The following is an 18,466-nucleotide window of genomic DNA, read 5'->3' on the forward strand; positions in this document are numbered from 1 at the left end:
TGGGGTCAGTGCGCAACGCCGGCGGCGCCGTGCTCGTCGATGAGGTGCCCGGTCTCGAAGCGGTCGAGCGTGAAGGGCGCGTTGAGCGGGTGCGGGCTGCCGGTGGCGATGGTGTGGGCGAAGGTGTACCCGGAGGCCGGGGTGCCCTTGAACCCGCCGGTGCCCCAGCCGGCGTTGACGTAGAAGCCGTCGAGCGGGGTGGGGCTGATGATCGGCGAGGCGTCGAGGGTGACGTCGACGATCCCACCCCAGGTGCGGAGCACGTGCGCGCGGGCGAAGATCGGGAACAGCTCGACGGCCGCGGCGAGCTGCTCCTCGATGATGTGGAAGCTCCCGCGACGCCCGAACCCGGTGTAGCCGTCCACCCCGGCGCCCATGACGAGCTCCCCCTTGTGCGCCTGCGAGACGTAGACGTGCACGTGGTTGGACATGACGACCGTGGGGTGGACGGGTTCGAAGAGCTCGGACACGAGCGCCTGGAGCGGGTGGGACTGGATCGGCAGGCGGATGCCCGCGCTCTGTGCGAGGTCCCAGCTGTCCCCGGCGACGGCCATGCCGACGGTGCCGGTGGCGATCCGCCCGCGGTTCGTCTCCACCCCGGTGACGCGGTCTCCTGCGGTGAGGAACCCCTCGACCTCGCAGTTCTGGATGATGTAGACGCCCATCGCATCGCACTGCCGGGCGAGCGCCCAGGCGACGTGGTCGTGCTTGGCGATGCCGCCGCGCGGCTGGTAGGTCGCCCCCATGACGGGGTAGCGGAGGTCGTCGGCGACGTTGATGATCGGGCACAGCTCTTTGACCTGCTGCGGGTCGAGCCATTCGGCGTCGACGCCGTTGAGGACGTTGGCGCCCACCCGGCGGGTGCCCTCGCGGACGTCGCCCAGGGTGTGCGCGAGGTTCATCACGCCGCGCTGGGAGAAGAGGAAGTCGTAGTCGAGGGCGGCCGGCAGCTCCTCCCAGAGCTTGAGCGAGTGCTCGTAGATCGCGGCGGATTCGTCCCACAGGTAGTTCGAGCGGATGATCGCGGTGTTGCGGGCCATGTTGCCCCCGGCCAGCCACCCCTTCTCGAGCACCGCGGTGTTCGTGATGCCGTGATTCACCGCGAGGTAGTAGGCGGTGGCGAGACCGTGTCCGCCGCCGCCGACGATCACCGCGTCGTAGGAGGCGCGCGGTTCGGGATTGCGCCACAGGAAATCGGGATGCTGGGGGAGAGCGTCGGCCATTGCAGGCTCCGATCGGCTGAGGTAGCGTCGACTACTGATATATCAGAGTGCGATCAGCATAGGATCGGGATCAGGTGGGTGTCAACGGTTCCCGGGAAGGTTCCTGGTGGAGGGCCCGGGAGGAAAGGAAGTGAAGTGGGATGACGGCAGCGGAGGCGCACGGCCATCGCTCGCTCGCCGAGCACAGCTACGCGGTGCTGCGCGATCGGCTCATCATGCTCGACATCCGGCCCGGCGACCCGGTGAACGAGGCGGCGCTCGCCGAGGAGCTCGGCATCGGCCGGACCCCCGTGCGCGAGGCGCTCAAGCGGCTCGAGGCCGAGCACCTCGTCGTGAGCTATCCGCGTCGCGGCACCTTCGCCACCGGTGTCGACATCACCGACCTCGCAGAGATCGCCGAGGTGCGCATCCACCTCGAACCGGTCGCCGCCCGGCGGGCTGCGCGGAACACCACCGCCGAGGTGCGCTCGGGTGCCGAGCACCTGCTCGAGCGGCTGGGTTCGCTGGGCGCAGACAGCACACGGCGGGAGCTCCTCGCCGCCGACCTCGATATCCACCGCTTCGTGTACCGGGCCTCCGGCAGCGCCCACCTCGCCGACGTCCTCGTGCGGCTCGACAACCTGGCGACCCGGATCTGGAGCCTCGTGCTCGACCGGCTGCCGCACCTCGCCGGCCACGTCCACGAGCACGAGGACCTGCTTCGGGCGATCGCGGCCGGCGACGAGGAGGCCGCGGCGCGGATCGCGGTGGAGCACGTCCGCAGCTTCGAGCAGCGGGTGCGGGAGAGTCTCTGAGCCGGTGTCGGCGTGCCGTCAGCGGGGAACGAGCCGTGGCCGCTCGCCCGGAAGCACGATCCTGCTGATGCGAACGCGAACGCGAACGCGCCGGGGCCGGAAGTCATCCGGCCCCCGGCGCGAGGGGCGCTGGGTGTGCGCTGGAGCGCTGCGGCTCAGCGGCGGCGGTTGCGGAGTCCGCGCACGGCCTGCTTCGCCTTGCGGCGGGTGTTCGGGTCGGAGGCGCCACGGCGCAGCATGCCGAGCAGACCGCCGCTGGTCCCTCCGCTGCGGCCCATCGGGCGACCGCCTCGGCGGCCTCCGCGGGTGTTCGTGGCTCCGTTGAGGATGCGGCTGAGGATTCCCACGGCACTCACCTTTCGTCGTCGGGCCAACGACTCTTCCACGCCACAATGTGAGTTGTCTGAACTCGGGTGCTGTCCGCGGTGCTCGATAGGGTGAGGGTATGACAGCACCGCAGCACTCCCCGTCCCCTGCCGCCTCCGTCCCCGCGCCGCCGGTCGCCGCGCGCGTGCCGCACGAGCGCACGCACCACGGCGACACCTTCGTCGACCACTACGAATGGCTGCGGGACAAGGAGTCCGCGCAGGTCATCGCCCACCTCGAGGCGGAGAACGCCTACACCGCGGCCCGCACCGACCACCTCGCCGGTCTGCGCGAGGACATCTTCGAGGAGATCCGCGCCCGGGTGAAGGAGACCGACCTCTCCGTGCCCGTGCGCCGCGGCGACTGGTGGTACTTCTCCCGGACCACCGCGGGCAAGGACTACGCGGCGCGCTGCCGGGTCCCGGTGTCCGGTCCCGACGACTGGACCCCGCCGGACATCAGCGGGGGCGGGGAGCTGCCCGGTGAGCAGGTCGTGCTCGACTCGAATGTCGAAGCCGACGGCTGCGACTTCTTCTCCCTCGGCTCCTACTCGGTGTCCCCGGACGGCACCCGCCTGGCCTGGGCGGCGGACACCGCCGGCGACGAGCGCTACACCCTGCGCATCCGCGACCTCACCACCGGGGAGGACCTGCCCGACGAGATCCCGAACACCTTCGCCGGGGCATGCTTCGACGTCAGCGGCGAGTACGTCTTCTACACCACCGTCGACGACGCCTGGCGCCCGGACCGGGTGTGGCGCCACCGCGTGGGCTCGCCTGCCGCTGACGACGTCTGCGTGTTCGCCGAGGAGGACGAGAAGTACTTCGTCGGGATGGGCGTGAGCCGTTCGGAGCGCTACCTCTTCTTCGTCACCGCCTCGAAGATCACCACCGGGTACTGGTACCTCGACGCACTCGACCCCGCCGGCACCCCGCGCCCGGTGTGGCCGCGCCGGGAAGGTGTCGAGTACTCCGTCGAGCACGCGATCATCAGCGGCGAGGACCGGTTCCTCATCGTCCACAACCGCGACCGGGCGGACTTCGAGATCACCGACGTCCCCGTCAGCGACCCCGAGTCCGAGGGCCGCGCCGTGCTCACGGAGATCGAGGGCAGGAGGATCGAGGAGATCGACGCGTTCCGCTCGTTCCTCGCCGTGTCCTACCGGGAGGGCGGGTTCGCCCGCGTCGGGGTCATCGCTGTGCGCGACGAGAGCCCGGAGGAGCTCGTCGCCGACCGCGGGGACTCGGGGCTCGGTGCCGAGTCCCAGCGCGGGGACGAGCAGACCGGGGCCGAGGCGGACGCCGGGCGGCGTGCCGGTGCGGCCGGAGCTGAGGCGCGGGGCGCCTCGGCGACGGATGCGGGGCAGGCGCGGGACGGCTCTGCCGCGGGCGTCGCGCTCGCCGCAGGGAGCCCGGTCCCGCCGCGCCCGGAATCCGAGCCCGTGCCGGACGCTCACACCGGGCGCTCGCTCGAGGGCCTTCCGCACTCCCCGTACTCGGAGATGGTCGAGGTGGCCGCGGACGAACCGATCGGCACCATGGGCGTCGGGGCGAACCCGGAATGGACGCAGCCGCGCCTGCGCCTGGGCTACACCTCGATGGTGACGCCCTCGGTGGTGTTCGGGTACGACGTCGCGAGCGGGGAGCGCACAGTCCTCAAGCGGCAGCCGGTGCTCGGCGGCGTCGATGTCGCCGACTACGAGCAGGACCTCGTGTGGGCGCGCGCCGCCGACGGCACGGAGATCCCGGTGTCGCTGGTGTGGCGCACCGATGCAGTTCCGGCCGAAGGGCCCGCGCCGACCCTGCTCTACGGCTACGGCTCCTACGAGGCGAGCATGGACCCGTACTTCTCCGTCGCCCGGCTCTCGCTGCTCGACCGGGGCGTCGTCTACGCGATCGCCCACGTGCGCGGCGGCGGCGAGATGGGTCGCCAGTGGTATGAGGAGGGGCGGACGCTGACGAAGAAGAACACCTTCACCGACTTCATCGCCGCCGCCGACCACCTCATCGCCGCCGGCCGTGCGGTGCCGGAGCGGATGGTCGCGATGGGCGGCTCCGCCGGCGGGCTGCTCATGGGTGCGGTCGCGAACATGGCCCCGGACCGGTTCGCCGGGATCAGCGCGCACGTCCCCTTCGTCGACGCGCTGACCTCGATCCTCATGCCGGAGCTGCCGCTCACCGTCATCGAGTGGGACGAATGGGGCGACCCGCTCCACGACCCGGAGGTCTACGCGTACATGCGGGACTACTCCCCGTACGAGAACGTCACCGAGCAGGAATACCCCCGGATCCTCGCGATCACCTCGCTCAACGACACCCGCGTCCTCTACGTCGAGCCGGCCAAGTGGGTGGCCCGGCTGCGCGAGGTCGGGGCGGACGCCCTCCTCAAGACGGAGATGGCCGCCGGGCACGGCGGCGCCTCGGGCCGCTACGACGCGTGGCGCGAGACCGCCTTCGACTTCGCCTGGACACTCGACGTGCTCGGACTCGCCGAGGGTGGTTCGTCTCCTGCCGGAAATGCGGAGGGTGGTGCATCCCCGGCTCGCGACGCGGAGGGTGATGGTGCGGGCAGCACCTCGACGGACGGCGCGCACGTCGAGTCGTCCACTGACAGCGCCACCGGCGCAGAGGGCGAGCGGTGACCGGGCCACCCGACGCGAGTGCGGCGGCGGTGAGCGCCGCAGCCGCACCGCTCGCCCTCGGTGTCCCCGAGGCCCCGGGGCTCGGGCTCGGGGCGCTGGCCGGGCTCCTCGTGCTGTTCGTTGCCGTGGTGGCCCTGGGCGTCGTGGTCCACCGGCCCATCAAGGCCGCCGCCGACGGTCGCCTCGGGCCCGAGGACGGCGGCGGGATCCGCACCTCGGCGACCCTGCGCTCTCCGGAGGCCTGGCAGCTCGGACACCAGGCGGCGATGATCTACGTCCGCGCGATGCCGGTGATCATGGTGCTCGTCGTGCTCGGCGGGATCGCCGGCACGCTCTGGGGCGGTGCGATGGTGGGCTTCGCGGTGGGCCTCGTCGGCCTCGCCATCGAGGTCTTCATCATCGCGATGGCGCGCATCTTCGCCCACATCGCCGCCCGCTGACGAACGCCGGCCCACCCGGGGACCTCCGGGTGGATGCGATTGTTTCTGCGGGAGCCGACCGAATATCCGCCCGGCCGGCCTCTGCGGGCGGATATTCGATTGTCGCTTGCAGGATGAGCTGCATCGAGGCGGAATGTGCGGGGCGGGGTGCCGGCGCTCAGAGGACTGCGGCGATGAAGCGGTCGAGGTCGAACAGCTCGGCCCATTCGACGCGGTGCACCGACCACCGGAGCTTCCGCAGCCGCTGCTCCTTGCGCCACTGACGCCTCAGCGCCGCGTGCGGGTCCCCGGCGAGGTGGTACTTCTCGTGTCCGTCGAACTCGACGGCCGTCCGTGACGCGGAGTCGGCGAAGTCGAGACGGGCGATGAACCCCTCCTCGTCGTACACCTCGACCTGCTGCTCGAAGCGGGCCAGGTGCCCGATCTGGTGGAGCCGCAGCTTCGTCAGCGATTCGCCGGCGCTCTCCGAGACTGCAGAGGCGAGCTCGACGAGGAGGCGCAGCGCGCGTCGTCGGTGACCGTGGGGATGCAGTACCTGCGCCTCCCGCAGCTCGGCCGGGGTGAGCAGGCCACGGTGGAGCGCGTCCTCGGCCATCGGGAATCCGAGGTCGAGTCCGTGCTCGAGCGCGACGTCGAGCACTGTCCACGGGACGCTCGTCACCGCTCGGGACCGCGCCGGCCGCACGGTGCCGGGAGCCGAACCGGGAAGCGGGATGAACCCCTCGGGCAGATGGACATCCGGTTCGTCCGACTCCGCTCCGGAGAGCGCGCCGGGGCGGAGCAGCCCACGGGCGGGTGCGCGGACCCGATGGAGCTCCGGTGCGGCGAGCGGATGGAGCCGGAGGCGCCGATTGGTGAATCGTCGGCCCTCCCGCTGTGCTTCGACGACCGGCTCGGCGGGCACCGCGAACGCGAGGCCGAGCACCTGCGCCGCCGAGGTGTGCGACAGCACCGGCACTCCGGCGGCCGAGGCCGCGAGCCCGTGGGCGGTGAGGTCGAAGGCCTCGAGGAGGATCCGGCGCTTGAGCGCTTCGACCTCGTAGGTGGGAACGGTGCGCAGGACGCGGTGCACCTCGTGGTCCGCGGCGGTGAGGAGCCGGGAGATCGAGGGGTGAGCGGGGCAGTCACGGGTGATGATTCCAACACCGGTGAGGACGACCGAGAAGCAGCACTTCCGCGCGGATCCGAGCGCGGCGTCACGGATCCCGATCGAGCGGAGCCAGCGGGTGGAGGCGATGAGAGTCATGGGTCGAGGGTGACGTCGGATCCCCTGCCCGGGAATCCCGCGCGGCGTCCTGTGGACGAGGCCGCCCGGTGCGTGCGCCCTGTGACCCGAGGTGCGCTCTCCTGTGACCGGGCGTGCATCCCGGACATCGGCGCAGATGACAACCGCACTCCGTATCGACCGGGGCTCTCCGGCGCACCCCTGCCCTGCGGATGGCCTCCTGGCGGGATGCAGCAGTTTCGCGGATCAACAGCTGAATTCACTCGCAACGAAGGGGAACCAGGTGAGAATCCATGGGTCTGGGCAGAAAGAGCTGCATCGGAGAACTGCCGTGCTGCACCGGGTCGGCAGCGCGGCGTGGGTTCCGCCCGCTGGGTTCGGCAGGTGCCCTTGTGCGCTTGCATCGCCGTGACCATTCAGTAGCCTTGAATGCGCGGTCCGGGGCCCGGGCCGTCCCCGGGGTGGGCGTCGCAGCACGCCTCGGCAGTCCCCGCACCAGACTCAAGGAGACGAGCCCGATGCTGACCCGACTGCACGACACCCTGCGCCTGCGCACCTCGCCGGCGATCTTCTTCGGCGCCGCGGGGGTTATCGTCCTCTTCGTCATCGCGACGATCGCCTTCACCGAACTGCTCGACGCCGCGGTCACCTCCGCCTCCGACTGGCTGCTCGCGCAGTTCGGGTGGTTCTACATCCTCGGGGTCACGATCTTCCTCGCCTTCCTGATCTTCATCGCCGTCGGCCGGTTCGGACGGGTCAAGCTCGGGCCCGACGACGAGCCGCCCGAGCACAGCGGCCTCGCCTGGTTCTCGATGCTGTTCGCCGCCGGCATCGGCACGATCCTCATGTTCTGGGGTGTCGCCGAGCCGATCAGCCACTTCGGGGAGCCGCCGCGCGGAGCCTCGCTCGGGATCGAGGCCGGCACCCCGGCCGCGGCCGTCGACGCGATGAACTTCACGCTCTACCACTTCACGCTCCACACCTGGACGATCTTCACGCTGCCGGCCCTGTGCTTCGCCTACTTCATCCACAAGCGCAACCTGCCGCCGCGCGTGAGCTCGATCTTCCAGCCCATCCTCGGCGAGCGCATCCACGGCCCGATCGGCAAGACCATCGACATCGTCGCGATCGTCGGCACGGTGTTCGGCATCGCCGTGTCGATCGGCCTGGGCACCCTGCAGATCAACGGCGGTCTGTCGCAGCTGTTCGGCATCCCGGAGAACGCCGGCTGGCAGCTCATCATCATCGGCGTCGTCACGGGCGTCGCGCTGATCTCGGTGTCGCTCGGTCTCGACAAGGGCATCAAGGTGCTGTCGAACGCGAACATCATTGTCGCCATCTGCCTGCTGATCTTCATCGTCCTAGCCGGCCCCACCCTGTTCCTCCTCAAGGGCACGATCGAGGCGTTCGGCAGCTACCTCGTCAACCTGCCCGAGCTCGCCCTGTGGAACGACACCTTCGCCGACACCGGCTGGCAGAGCGGCTGGACCGTCTTCTACTGGGCGTGGACCATCACCTGGTCGCCGTTCGTCGGGATCTTCATCGCCCGGATCTCCAAGGGCCGCACCATCCGCCAGTTCGTGTCCGGTGTGCTCGCGGTGCCCGCCGGCTTCTCGGTGATCTGGTTCGGGATCTTCGGCTTCGCGTCGTTCGACATCGAGCTCAACGGCGAGGGCGGCCTCGTCGACCGCGTGGTCACCGACGGCGACATCCCGGGAGCCCTGTTCGCGTTCCTCGAGCACTACCCGCTGCCGTTCTTCGTATCCATCGTCGCGATCGTGCTCGTCGTCGTCTTCTTCGTCACCTCGGTCGACTCCGCAGCGCTCATCACCGACACCATGGCCAACGGCCACGAGGACTTCAACCCGCTCGGTCAGCGCATCTTCTGGGCCCTGTCGATCGGCATCATCACCGCCACCCTGCTCGTGTTCTCCGGCACCGGCGGGCTCGAGGCGCTCGAGAAGACGATCATCCTCGTCGGGCTCCCGTTCTTCATCATGGGCTACTTCCAGATGTACGCCCTGTACAGCGCGCTGCGTGAGGACGCCGGCGAGCTGCCGCCCATGCGCACCCGGCGCTGGAAGAAGGTCCTCCCGCCCGAGGAGTACGCGCGCCGGCAGGACGAGGACGAGCACGACACCTCGGACACGGTGGTCGATCCCGAGGCTGCCGACGAAGTGCCGGTCATGGCCGACCCCTACGTCGACGAGGTGGACGCGAGCGGTGCGCACGACGGCCCGGGGCGGAGGCGCCGGCTGCCCGAGGGCACGATCTCGTCCCGGACCGGCAGCGCCAAGATCACCTACGGCCGCGCTGAGGACTGAGCCTACGGCCGAGTCGCAGCGCAGCTCAGTTCAACGGCGCTGCACCTGCATCGACCTGTCACTCGTGCTCGATATCCACGTCCGGATTCGAGCACGAGCGGCAGGTCGATGGGCGTTCCGAGCTCAAGCGGCAGGTCGATGGGCGTTCCGCGCTCGAGAGCAGCAGCTTCCGCCGCGCCCGCCTCTCAGCCGAAGTGCTGCGGCAGCGTCGCCTCGTGGGCGGTGCGCAGCTCGGTGACCGGGATGGTGAAGCGGTCGACGAGCTCGAGCACCGCACCGGTGTTGCCCTCACCGGCGTCGGTCATGCCGATCCGCGCGAACGGGAAGGCGCGTGCGGTGCACATGTCCTTGAAGCGCACTTCCTCGGAGCGGGGGACGGCGACGATCGCGCGTGCCGTCGACTCCGAGAACAGGAGCGTGAAGAGGTCGACGCCGTCGCGCTGGGCGACCTCGTCGAGCCATACCCGCGCACCCGTGCCGCGGCGCAGGCACGCCTCGGCCAGGGCCTGTGCGAGCCCGCCCTCGGAGAGGTCGTGCGCGGCGTCGATCATGCCGTCGCGCGAGGCGTTGATGAGGATGTCGGCGAGCTCCTTCTCCGTGTCCGGCCGGAACTCCGGGGGCACGCCGCCGAGGTGGCCGTGGACGACATCGGCCCACGCCGAGCCGTCGAGCTCCTCGGCGGTGGTGCCGAGCAGGTAGATCGTCTGGCCGGCGTCCTTCCAGCCCGCCGGGGTGGCACGGGTGACGTCGTCGAACACGCCGAGCACGCCGACCACCGGGGTCGGGTGGATGGCGACGCCGCCGGTCTGGTTGTACAGCGACACGTTGCCGCCGGTGACGGGGATGCCGAGCTCCTGGCAGCCGGCGGCCAGACCCTCGACGGCCTGCGCGAACTGCCACATGATCTCCGGGTCCTCCGGCGAGCCGAAGTTGAGGCAGTCGGTGACGGCGAGCGGCCGGGCGCCGGAGGTGGCGACGTTGCGGTGCGCCTCGGCGAGCGCGAGCTGCGCCCCGCGTGCGGGGTCGAGATAGCAGTAGCGGCCGTTGGCGTCGGTCGCGATCGCCACGCCGAGCCCGGTCTCCTCGTCGACCCGGATGACGCCGGCGTCGTCGGGGAACGCGAGTGCGGTGTTGCCCTGCACATAGCGGTCGTACTGGTTCGTCACCCAGGACTTCGAGGCGAGGTTGGGGGAGCCGAGGAGTCGCAGCAGCGTGGCGCGCAGCTCCTCGTCCGACTCCGGGCGGGTGAGGCCGGCGGCGGCGACGGAGTCCGCGCGGGTGGCCTCCGTCCACGAGGGCTCGTGGTAGGGGCGCTCGTAGACCGGGCCGTCGTGGGCCACGGAGCGCGGCGGCACGTCGACGATGATGTCGCCGTGCCATTCGATGACGAGCCGGCCGGTGTCGGTGACCTCGCCGAGCACGCTCGTCTCGACGTCCCACTTGGTGGTGATCGCGAGGAACTCCTCGAGCTTCTCGGGGGTGACGACCGCCATCATCCGCTCCTGGGATTCGCTCATGAGGATCTCCTCCGGCGTGAGCGAGGGGTCGCGCAGCAGCACGTCGTCGAGCGCGATGTGCATGCCGCCCTCGCCGTTGGAGGCGAGCTCCGAGGTGGCGCAGGAGATCCCGGCGGCGCCGAGGTCCTGGATGCCCTCGACGACCTCGGCGGCGAACAGCTCGAGGCAGCACTCGATGAGGACCTTCTCCGCGAACGGGTCGCCCACCTGCACTGCCGGGCGCTTGGACGGCTTGGTGTCGTCGAAGGACTCCGAGGCGAGGATCGAGGCGCCGCCGATCCCGTCGCCACCGGTGCGCGCCCCGAACAGCACGACCTTGTTGCCCACGCCCGAAGCGTTGGCCAGCCGGATGTCGTCGTGGCGCAGCACTCCCACGGCGAGCGCGTTGACGAGCGGGTTGCCCTGGTAGACGGAGTCGAAGACGACCTCGCCGCCGATGTTCGGCAGGCCCAGGCAGTTGCCGTAGCCGCCCACCCCGGCGACGACGCCGTGGACCACGCGGGCGGTGTCCGGGTGGTCGATCGCGCCGAAGCGCAGCTGGTCCATGACCGCGACGGGGCGCGCCCCCATGGAGATGATGTCGCGCACGATGCCGCCCACGCCGGTGGCCGCACCCTGGTAGGGCTCGACGTAGGAGGGGTGGTTGTGGCTCTCGACCTTGAAGGTCACCGCCCAGTCGTCGCCGATGTCGACGACGCCGGCGTTCTCGCCGATGCCCACGAGCAGGTTCTTCTTCATGTCGTCGGTGACGTAGTCGCCGAACTTGCGCAGGTGGACCTTGGAGGACTTGTAGGAGCAGTGCTCGGACCACATGACGGAGTACATCGCGAGCTCCGCCGAGGTGGGGCGCCGGCCGAGGATCTCCCTGATGCTCGCGTACTCGTTCTCCTTGAGCCCGAGCTCCGCGAACGGCTGCTCGACATCGGGGTTCGCGGCGGCGAAGTCGACCGTCTCCCTGACCTTCTTGTCCGCCGGTGCCGAGTGCGTGTTCGTCATGATCCTGGGGTGGTCCTTTCGTGAAGACAGCGCCGTGTCCATCGTACCGCCGCCGGGCGCGGGGGCGCCGGTCGACCGCGCCTCGGACATCGCCCGTCGGAGCGCCCCGGTACCCGGCCGTCGTGGGCCCGACGACCCAGGCGCGCGGGATCGTGGCACGCGCCGGTGGGCGGTAACGTCGGACGCATCGCCCGCCTGCGGCCCGGGACGTCGATCCGGCCGCCGTCCCGCCCGCTGCGAAGGAGCCGCCGTGAACATCTTCACCCACCCCGAGTTCGACCACCACGAGCAGGTCGTGTTCTGCCACGACCCGGCCACCGACCTCCGCGCGATCATCGCCATCCACGACACCGCGCTCGGCCCGGCCGCCGGCGGCTGCCGGATGCACCCCTACGCCACGGAGGAGGATGCGCTCACCGACGTCCTGCGCCTGTCGCGCGGGATGAGCTACAAGAACGCGATCGCCGGCCTCCCGCTCGGCGGCGGCAAGTGCGTGATCATCGCCGACCCGCGCCGGCCCGACAAGGCCGAGGTGCTGCGCGCCTTCTCCCGGCACGTGCAGACGCTCGGCGGGCGCTTCTGGACCGCGATCGACGTCGGCGTCGGGCCGGAGGACGCCGATGTCCTCGCCGAGGAGTGCGACTACATCTTCGCCCGGGCCAGCCAGTTCCCCACCGGCGTCACCGCCTCCCAGTTCACCGCGCTCGGGGCGTTCACCGCGCTGCGCGCCGGGGCCGCCCACGTGTGGGACCGGACCGACCTCGTGGGGCTGCGGGTCGCGGTGCAGGGGCTCGGCGGCACCGGCCGGGAGCTCTCCCGGCTGCTCTACGAGGCCGGGGCGGAGCTCGTCGTCGCCGACGTCTCCCCGGACGCCGTCGCCGCCGTGGTCGAGGCCTACGGCGCCATGGCGGTCGACCCGGACGTCATCCACTCCCAGGACGTCGACGTGTTCGCTCCCTGCGCGCTCGGCGCGGTGATCAACGACGCGACGGTGGGGGAGATCTCCGCCCGGCTCGTCAGCGGGATCGCGAACAACCAGCTCGCCGCCCCGGAGCACGGCCGGATCCTGCGGGAGCACGGCATCACCGTCGTGCCGGACTTCCTCGCCAACGCCGGCGGGGTGATGGCGGCGGCGACGATGATCTACTCCGATCCCACGCTCGAGTCCTCGCGGGAGACCGTCCTCACGCTCTTCGACCGGGTGCGAGCCGTGCTCGAGCAGGCCGAGCGCGAGGACCGGTCGAGTGCGGAGGTGGCCGAGGAGATCGCTCGGGAGCGCATGGCCGCCGCTCGGAGCTGAGGGGCAGGCGGGAGCCGGGGGATCCGATCCGCGCACCCTCCCTAGAATGTGCCTATGTCGCTGACCAAGATCGTGCTCTTCTACGTCTTCACCCCGCTGTCCGACCCGGAGGCGGTCCGCCTGTGGCAGCACGCGCTCGCCGAGGGCTGCGGGCTCAAGGGGCGGGTCATCGTCTCCCACCAGGGCATCAACGCCACGCTCGGCGGCGAGATCGACGACGTCAAGCGCTATGTGCGGTCCACCCGCAGCTACGCACCCTTCCGGGACGCCGACATCAAGTGGTCTACCGGGACCGGCAACGACTTCCCCCGGCTCAGCGTCAAGGTGCGCCCCGAGCTCGTGACCTTCCACGCCCCGGACGAGATCACCGTCACCGCAGACGGGGTGCAGGGCGGCGGCGAGCACCTGACGCCCGGACGGCTGCACCGTCTCATCGAGGAGCGCGGCGACGAGGTCGTGTTCTTCGACGGACGCAATGCGATGGAAGCGCAGATCGGACGGTTCAAGGGTGCGATCGTGCCCGACACGGACACCACCCGCGATTTCATCGCGGAGATCGAGTCCGGCCGGTACGCCGAGCTCAAGGACCGGCCCGTGGTGACCTACTGCACCGGCGGGATCCGGTGCGAGGTGCTCAGCGTGCTCATGAAGAACCGGGGCTTCTCCGAGGTGTACCAGCTCGAGGGCGGGATCGTCCGCTACGGCGAATCGTTCGGCAACTCCGGCCTGTGGGACGGATCGCTCTACGTATTCGACAAGCGCATGCACATGGAGTTCGGCGAGGGCGCGGAGTCGCTGGGGCGCTGCGCCGAATGCGCGAAGCCCACGCCGCTGTTCGTCAACTGCGCGAACGACGAGTGCCGCAAGCTCTTCCTCCGCTGCGCCGCGTGTACGGAGTCGGGACTTCACCCGCACTGCGGAGAGTGCGTGCCCGCCGGTGCCGCGGGATCGGCGATCACCGGCGCCGAGGCGCCCTCGCGCTGAGCGGCCGGACGCACCTCGCCGTACTGCGGGGTATCCGAGGGGCGGCGCGCTCGCTGCACGGGGCGCGCACTCACCGCACGGGGCGCAGACTCATGACAGGAGGGCGATCTCCGGCTTCCGGAAGAGGCGCCCGCGGGTGAGACCGCAGAGCAGGCGCTCGCCCGCGCTCTGCCGGTCCCAGTGCAGCCGGCACGTGTAGAGGGTCCGCCGCACGCGCGAGGCGAGCGCCCGGGCCGAGCCGAAGGTCCGGCCCTCGACCCCGACCGCCATGCCCCGGCTCCAGCCGATCCGCGCGAGCGGGCCGAGCGCGAACGCGAGATCGAGGTCGTCGTGCACCGCGGGATCCGTCGAATGGGCCCGGTGGCGGACGTGCAGCCACACCCCGCGGCGCACCGCCATCGTCGAACCCCACAGCGGGACGTTGCCCATCGCCGCGCCGACCCCGAGCTGGAGCGAGGAGTGGTACGCCGCCGAGGCGATCCGCCCGCGCAGCCCGGGGATGTCGTAGAAGCAACCGGGGCCCGTCACCGCGTGGAGGTTGCGCCCCTCGATCTCCGCGACGACCGTCGCCACCCAGTCCGGGGCAGGACGGGAATCGGCGTCGAGGCGGGCGAGGATCGTCCCGTGCGCAGCGTCGTAGCCGGCTGCCGAGGCGGCCGCGACCCCCGGCCTGACCTCCCGCACCACGCGCGCGCCGACGCTCCGGGCCACCGCCGAGATCGCGGGATCCGCGGGCCCGGGCGGGGAGTTGTCGACGACGATGATCTCGAGCGGCGGCCGCGTCTGGGAGGTGAGGGCGGCGAGGCAGCCGGCGAGCGTCTCGGCGTCGTCGAGCACCGGGATGACGACGGAGACCCCGGAGTCGTCTGTGCTCGGCGCCGGAGCGGCGCCGCCACGGGGCGACGGCGGGGCGGTGCCGCGCGGCGGGTCGGACGGGCTCATTCGTCGGCCCCCGCGTGCGAGGCGGCCTCGCGCTCGAGCCCGAGGGCGAGGGGCAGTGCGAGGAGCCCGCCGCCGAGCGTCCCGGCGGCGAGGTCGCCGATCGTGTCGTGGTAGCCGACGCCGATCTCCTCGGAGATGAAGACGAATCCAGCCCACTCGCCGAACTCCCACAGCACGCTCAGCAGCGCGGACAGGGCGAGCAGGTGCCAGAGCAGCGACCACCATGGCAGGGGAGGGCGGACAGCGCCGTCTCTCGGCCCATGCGCGGCCGGAGGGGCGGATTCTGCAGGCGCGCCGGAGCGATCGGGGCGCACCCGGTGGGCCGGGTCGCGGAGCATGACGAGCCGCCACGCGATGAGCACGGCGGCGGCGGTGGCGAGGGCGTGCGCCGGGATGTCGAGCCAGGAGAAGTTCTGGTAGAGGCCGGTCACCGCGGCCCAGGCGGCGGCGAGGAAGGTCAGCTGGCACAGGGCATCGACCAGCCGGGGCAGCACGAGGAAGCGCAGCAGCGTCACCCCACCGAGCACGAGGAACAGGCACCCGCCCGAGGCGACCCCGGCGTACCACCAGGCCAGCGGCACGCTGAGGACCGCGAGGATGCGGAGGACGTCCGTCGACCACCAGCGTCCCTGCACCTCGGCCCAGGAGGATTCGGGACAAGTCATCTTGACAGTCTATCGGTGTCGGCGGCGCACGCTGAGCGGCTCGGTCACGCAGCGGCCAGCGCGTTCAGCGGCTCAGCCGCTCTGCGCCGGACCGTCGGCGGTCGGTGCCTCGTCCGACGCTCCCGGAGCGGGCGCGGCCCGGGGACTCGGGACGAGCTTGAGCCCGATCACCGCGCCGATGATCCCGCACATGAAGACGATCTTCCCGGTTGAGATCGCCTCGGTGCCGGTGGCCATCGCCCAGCCCACGGTGAGTGCGGCGCCCACTCCTGTCCACACGGCGTAGGCGGTGCCGATCGGGATGTGCTTGGCCGCCCAGCCGAGGCCGAGCATGCTGATGACGGCGGCGACGGCGAACACGACGGTGGGCAGGAGTGCGCGGAAGCCGTCGGACATGCCGAGCGCGGTGGCCCAGACGGCTTCGAAGACAGCGCTGAGGAGCAGGACGAGCCACGGCATTCAGCTCACCGCCTTGAGGCCGGCGACGGAACCGATGAGGAGGACGAGGAGCAGCACGCGTGCGACGGTCGCGCGCTCCTGCCCGGTGACGAATCCCCAGAGCACCGTGAGCGAGGCGCCGATCCCCACCCACACCGCGTACGCGGTCCCGGTGGGCAGCGAGGTCATCGCCCAGGCGAGGCCGGCCATGCTCAGCGTGACGGAGACGATGAAGAGGAGAGTGGGCTTCCAGCGTCTGAAGCCGTGCGAGGCCGACAGCGCGGAGGCCCAGACGGCCTCGAGCATGCCGGAGACGATGAGGACGAACCAGGCCATGACGAACTCCCGTGTGAGTCAGTCTTGTCGTGGTGCGGGTACTGCTCCCTCGTCCGCGAGCCCTGGTGCCGGGCTCCATGACTCAGGATACCGATCCCGGTCCGGGGCGGCAACGCGCGGCCGGGCCGCTCGACCGGGAGTGCTGGACGACCCGCGCGGACGCGCTCGCCTCAGCGGCCGAACAGCTTGCGGAAGAAGCCCTTCTTGCGCGGCTCCGCGTCCTCGGCCGGGGTATCCGCGGGACGATCCGCGGTCGGTTCTGGAGCGGGGCGGGGTGCGCTGTCGGCCGGTTCCGGAGCGGGTTCCGGTGCGGAGGGCTCGACCGGGGCCGGGCGCGGTTCCGGCTGCGGCTCCGGGGCGGGCGCCTCGGCGGCGGTGGACGGCTCGGGCGCCGGGGCGGTCTCCGCAGCCGGGGATTCCGGAGCGGGCGCGGTGTCCTCGGCCGGCTGCTGGACGTCCGGTGCCGGTTCGACGGGTTCGGGCGCGGTGGGTGCCGGAGCGGGTTCGACCGGTTCGGGTGCGGCCGGTGCTTCGGCAGATTCCTCGACAGGGGACTCGACCGGGGCGGAGGTCTCGGCCGGCGCCTCGGCCGGGGACGGGACGGTCTCTTCGGTGGGCGCGCCGGGCTCCCCGGGGGCGGCGGACCGTGCGGCGGCGAACTCCTCGGCGGCCTGGCCCTCGAGCGGGGAGTGGACCTGGCAGTTGGTGATGCGGCGCTGCTCGTCGACGGTGACGTCGGCCCAGCCGTCGGCGGCGAGGACCCGCAGGGTGCCGTCCGGACACATGACGAGCGGGAATCCGCGGTGCTCCGCATAGGCCTGGAGGGCTTCGACATGGTCGGTCACCGTGGTCTCGGTGAGGCCCTGGGCCATCGACCGGACGAGGGACTTGATGGCCGGTGCGTCGAGCGCGAGCTCGGGTGATTCGACGAGCATCCACACGACGGTGCCCCCGCCTGCGGCCGCTGGGTAGTGCGCCCAGATGCCGGTGAGCTCCTTGGCGGCGAGGACGAGCCGCAGCGGCAGCTCGTCGTCGGAGTCGAACTCGTCGGTGGTGAGCTCGCCGATGCCCCGCGCGGCGCCGAGCCTGCGGACCTCGTGCGAGCGCGCGACGACGGGCTCGGGGAACTCGTTGACGTTGTCCCAGCCCCAGTGCCAGGTGCGCGGGGAATCCGCCTCGGTGCCGATGAGGTGCGCGGTGAGCGTGAGCGGGTGCTCGCCGGTGAACGCCAGCCGCGGGTTCTCGGAGAAGTCGACCTCCCACTCGGCGTCGGCGATCCGCAGGCCGAATCGCGTCTGCATCTCGGTGGAGAAGAAGATGGCCCGGTTGACGAGGCTCTGCAGAGAATCGCTCATGATCTCAGGGTACTGGACTCACCGGGGCGGAGCTCGGCACCCGGAGTCCCGCGTCCGGGCACGGCCCGGGCCCGGGTTCAGGCGTTGACGAGGGTGCGGATGACCGAGGTGAAGAAGCCCTGGCCGTCCACCCCGCTGCGCAGACCGTCCGCGGTGTCCGGCCCGAAGCCGGGTTCCACGGCGTGCTCGGGGTGGGGCATGAGGCCGACGACGTTGCCGCGCTCGTTGGTGATCCCGGCGATGTCGCGGCGCGAGCCGTTCGGGTTGCTGCCCACGTAGCGGACCACCACGCGGCCGGTCCCCTCGAGCTCGTCGAGCACGGGCTCGGAGGCCATGAAGCCGCCCTCGCCGTTCTTCAGCGGGATGATGATCTCCTGGCCCTCGGTGAAGCTGTTCGTCCACGCGGTGCCGGCGTTCTCCACCCGGAGCACCTGGTCGCGGCAGATGAACTGCTGGGTGTCGTTGCGGACGAGCGCACCGGGCAGCAGGTGGGCCTCGCACAGCACCTGGAACCCGTTGCAGATGCCGAGCACCGGCATCCCGCCGTGCGCGGCGTCGATGACGGCGTCCATGATCGGGGCGAAGCGGGCGATCGCCCCGCAGCGCAGGTAGTCGCCGTAGGAGAAGCCGCCGGGCAGGATCACGGCGTCGACGTCGGAGAGCGAGGTGTCGGCGTGCCACAGGGGCACGGCACGAGCACCGGACAGGGTGACGGCGCGGGCGGCGTCGCGGTCGTCGAGCGTGCCGGGGAACGTCACCACGCCCACGCGAGCGCCCTCGGCGCCGGGCAGCGTCGTGGTGGACTCGGCGGCACCGATGAGGGGTCCGCCGGCGGTGTACCGGCTGCGGTCGCCGCTCACCGGGCACCGGCCGGATCGTCGTTCGCCTCCGCGACGGAGTCCGAGGCGGCGCCCACCAGG

General features: G+C 71.3%; 16 protein-coding genes and 1 riboswitch. Of the genes, 6 read left to right on the forward strand and 10 right to left on the reverse strand.

The annotated features are described in order from the left end of the window. Positions 1 to 5: 5 nt before the first annotated feature. Positions 6 to 1,223 carry a sarcosine oxidase subunit beta family protein gene (locus FDF13_RS05425; protein ID WP_137318778.1) on the reverse strand — a complete coding sequence of 406 codons (1,218 nt, stop codon included), beginning with the start codon at positions 1,221 to 1,223 and terminating at the stop codon, positions 6 to 8. A gap of 140 nt (positions 1,224 to 1,363) precedes the next feature. On the opposite strand from FDF13_RS05425, the gene FDF13_RS05430 reads away from it, so the two are divergent. Continuing rightward, positions 1,364 to 2,017, forward strand: a complete 654-nt coding sequence (locus tag FDF13_RS05430) for a GntR family transcriptional regulator (protein WP_137318779.1) — start codon at positions 1,364 to 1,366, stop codon at positions 2,015 to 2,017. Positions 2,018 to 2,172: 155 nt separating this feature from the next. Here the strand turns inward: FDF13_RS05430 and FDF13_RS05435 are convergent, their stop codons facing one another. Beyond that, positions 2,173 to 2,364, reverse strand: coding sequence for a hypothetical protein (locus tag FDF13_RS05435; protein WP_137318780.1), 192 nt, complete (start codon positions 2,362 to 2,364; stop codon positions 2,173 to 2,175). 98 nt (positions 2,365 to 2,462) lie between these two features. On the opposite strand from FDF13_RS05435, the gene FDF13_RS14965 reads away from it, so the two are divergent. Continuing rightward, entirely contained in the window at positions 2,463 to 5,024 is a 2,562-nt protein-coding gene (locus FDF13_RS14965; RefSeq protein WP_217494904.1) for a S9 family peptidase, read from the forward strand. Continuing rightward, a complete protein-coding gene (locus FDF13_RS05450) occupies positions 5,021 to 5,464 on the forward strand; it encodes an SdpI family protein (RefSeq protein WP_137318781.1) in 444 nt (147 codons plus the stop codon). Before FDF13_RS14965 ends, FDF13_RS05450 begins: the two co-directional genes overlap by 4 nt. A gap of 157 nt (positions 5,465 to 5,621) precedes the next feature. Here FDF13_RS05450 and FDF13_RS05455 read toward each other — a convergent pair whose 3' ends face one another. After that, positions 5,622 to 6,710, reverse strand: coding sequence for a hypothetical protein (locus tag FDF13_RS05455; RefSeq protein WP_137318782.1), 1,089 nt, complete (start codon positions 6,708 to 6,710; stop codon positions 5,622 to 5,624). A 497-nt stretch (positions 6,711 to 7,207) separates the two neighbouring features. Between FDF13_RS05455 and FDF13_RS05460 the strand changes: the two genes are divergently transcribed. Continuing rightward, positions 7,208 to 9,013: a BCCT family transporter gene (locus tag FDF13_RS05460; RefSeq protein ID WP_137318783.1), complete on the forward strand. Its 1,806-nt coding sequence runs from the start codon at positions 7,208 to 7,210 to the stop codon at positions 9,011 to 9,013. A 185-nt stretch (positions 9,014 to 9,198) separates the two neighbouring features. Here the strand turns inward: FDF13_RS05460 and purL are convergent, their stop codons facing one another. After that, complete coding sequence (purL, locus tag FDF13_RS05465) at positions 9,199 to 11,526, reverse strand: phosphoribosylformylglycinamidine synthase subunit PurL (RefSeq protein WP_137318784.1); 2,328 nt, start codon at positions 11,524 to 11,526, stop codon at positions 9,199 to 9,201. Positions 11,527 to 11,776: 250 nt separating this feature from the next. Between purL and FDF13_RS05470 the strand changes: the two genes are divergently transcribed. Together FDF13_RS05470 and FDF13_RS05475 are read left to right on the forward strand one after the other, a co-directional pair. Further along, positions 11,777 to 12,826 carry a Glu/Leu/Phe/Val dehydrogenase dimerization domain-containing protein gene (locus FDF13_RS05470; RefSeq protein WP_217494905.1) on the forward strand — a complete coding sequence of 350 codons (1,050 nt, stop codon included), beginning with the start codon at positions 11,777 to 11,779 and terminating at the stop codon, positions 12,824 to 12,826. Positions 12,827 to 12,880: 54 nt separating this feature from the next. Next, the gene (locus FDF13_RS05475) at positions 12,881 to 13,810 is read left to right on the forward strand and encodes a rhodanese-related sulfurtransferase (protein WP_137318785.1); all 930 of its coding nucleotides are present in this window, start codon (positions 12,881 to 12,883) and stop codon (positions 13,808 to 13,810) included. A gap of 90 nt (positions 13,811 to 13,900) precedes the next feature. Here the strand turns inward: FDF13_RS05475 and FDF13_RS05480 are convergent, their stop codons facing one another. The 6 genes from FDF13_RS05480 to purQ form a co-directional block, all read right to left on the reverse strand. Next, positions 13,901 to 14,752, reverse strand: a complete 852-nt coding sequence (locus tag FDF13_RS05480; protein ID WP_175406872.1) for a glycosyltransferase family 2 protein — start codon at positions 14,750 to 14,752, stop codon at positions 13,901 to 13,903. After that, positions 14,749 to 15,417 (reverse strand): hypothetical protein, encoded by a 669-nt coding sequence (locus tag FDF13_RS14695; protein WP_175406873.1) that lies wholly within the window; start codon positions 15,415 to 15,417, stop codon positions 14,749 to 14,751. Before FDF13_RS14695 ends, FDF13_RS05480 begins: the two co-directional genes overlap by 4 nt. A gap of 72 nt (positions 15,418 to 15,489) precedes the next feature. Further along, the gene (locus tag FDF13_RS05485) at positions 15,490 to 15,876 is read right to left on the reverse strand and encodes a multidrug efflux SMR transporter (protein WP_137318787.1); all 387 of its coding nucleotides are present in this window, start codon (positions 15,874 to 15,876) and stop codon (positions 15,490 to 15,492) included. Next, positions 15,877 to 16,191, reverse strand: coding sequence for a multidrug efflux SMR transporter (locus FDF13_RS05490; protein WP_137318788.1), 315 nt, complete (start codon positions 16,189 to 16,191; stop codon positions 15,877 to 15,879). A 12-nt stretch (positions 16,192 to 16,203) separates the two neighbouring features. Then, positions 16,204 to 16,270, reverse strand: a riboswitch (guanidine-III (ykkC-III) riboswitch). Between the two features lie 91 nt (positions 16,271 to 16,361). Further along, on the reverse strand, positions 16,362 to 17,546 hold the full coding sequence (locus FDF13_RS05495) for a DUF6882 domain-containing protein (RefSeq protein WP_137318789.1): 1,185 nt from the start codon (positions 17,544 to 17,546) through the stop codon (positions 16,362 to 16,364). 77 nt (positions 17,547 to 17,623) lie between these two features. Continuing rightward, positions 17,624 to 18,364, reverse strand: a complete 741-nt coding sequence (gene purQ, locus FDF13_RS05500; RefSeq protein WP_247423655.1) for a phosphoribosylformylglycinamidine synthase subunit PurQ — start codon at positions 18,362 to 18,364, stop codon at positions 17,624 to 17,626. Between the last annotated feature and the right edge of the window lie 102 nt (positions 18,365 to 18,466).

This window comes from Brevibacterium sp. CS2 (assembly GCF_005280295.1).
Classification (GTDB): Bacteria; Actinomycetota; Actinomycetes; order Actinomycetales; family Brevibacteriaceae; genus Brevibacterium; species Brevibacterium pityocampae.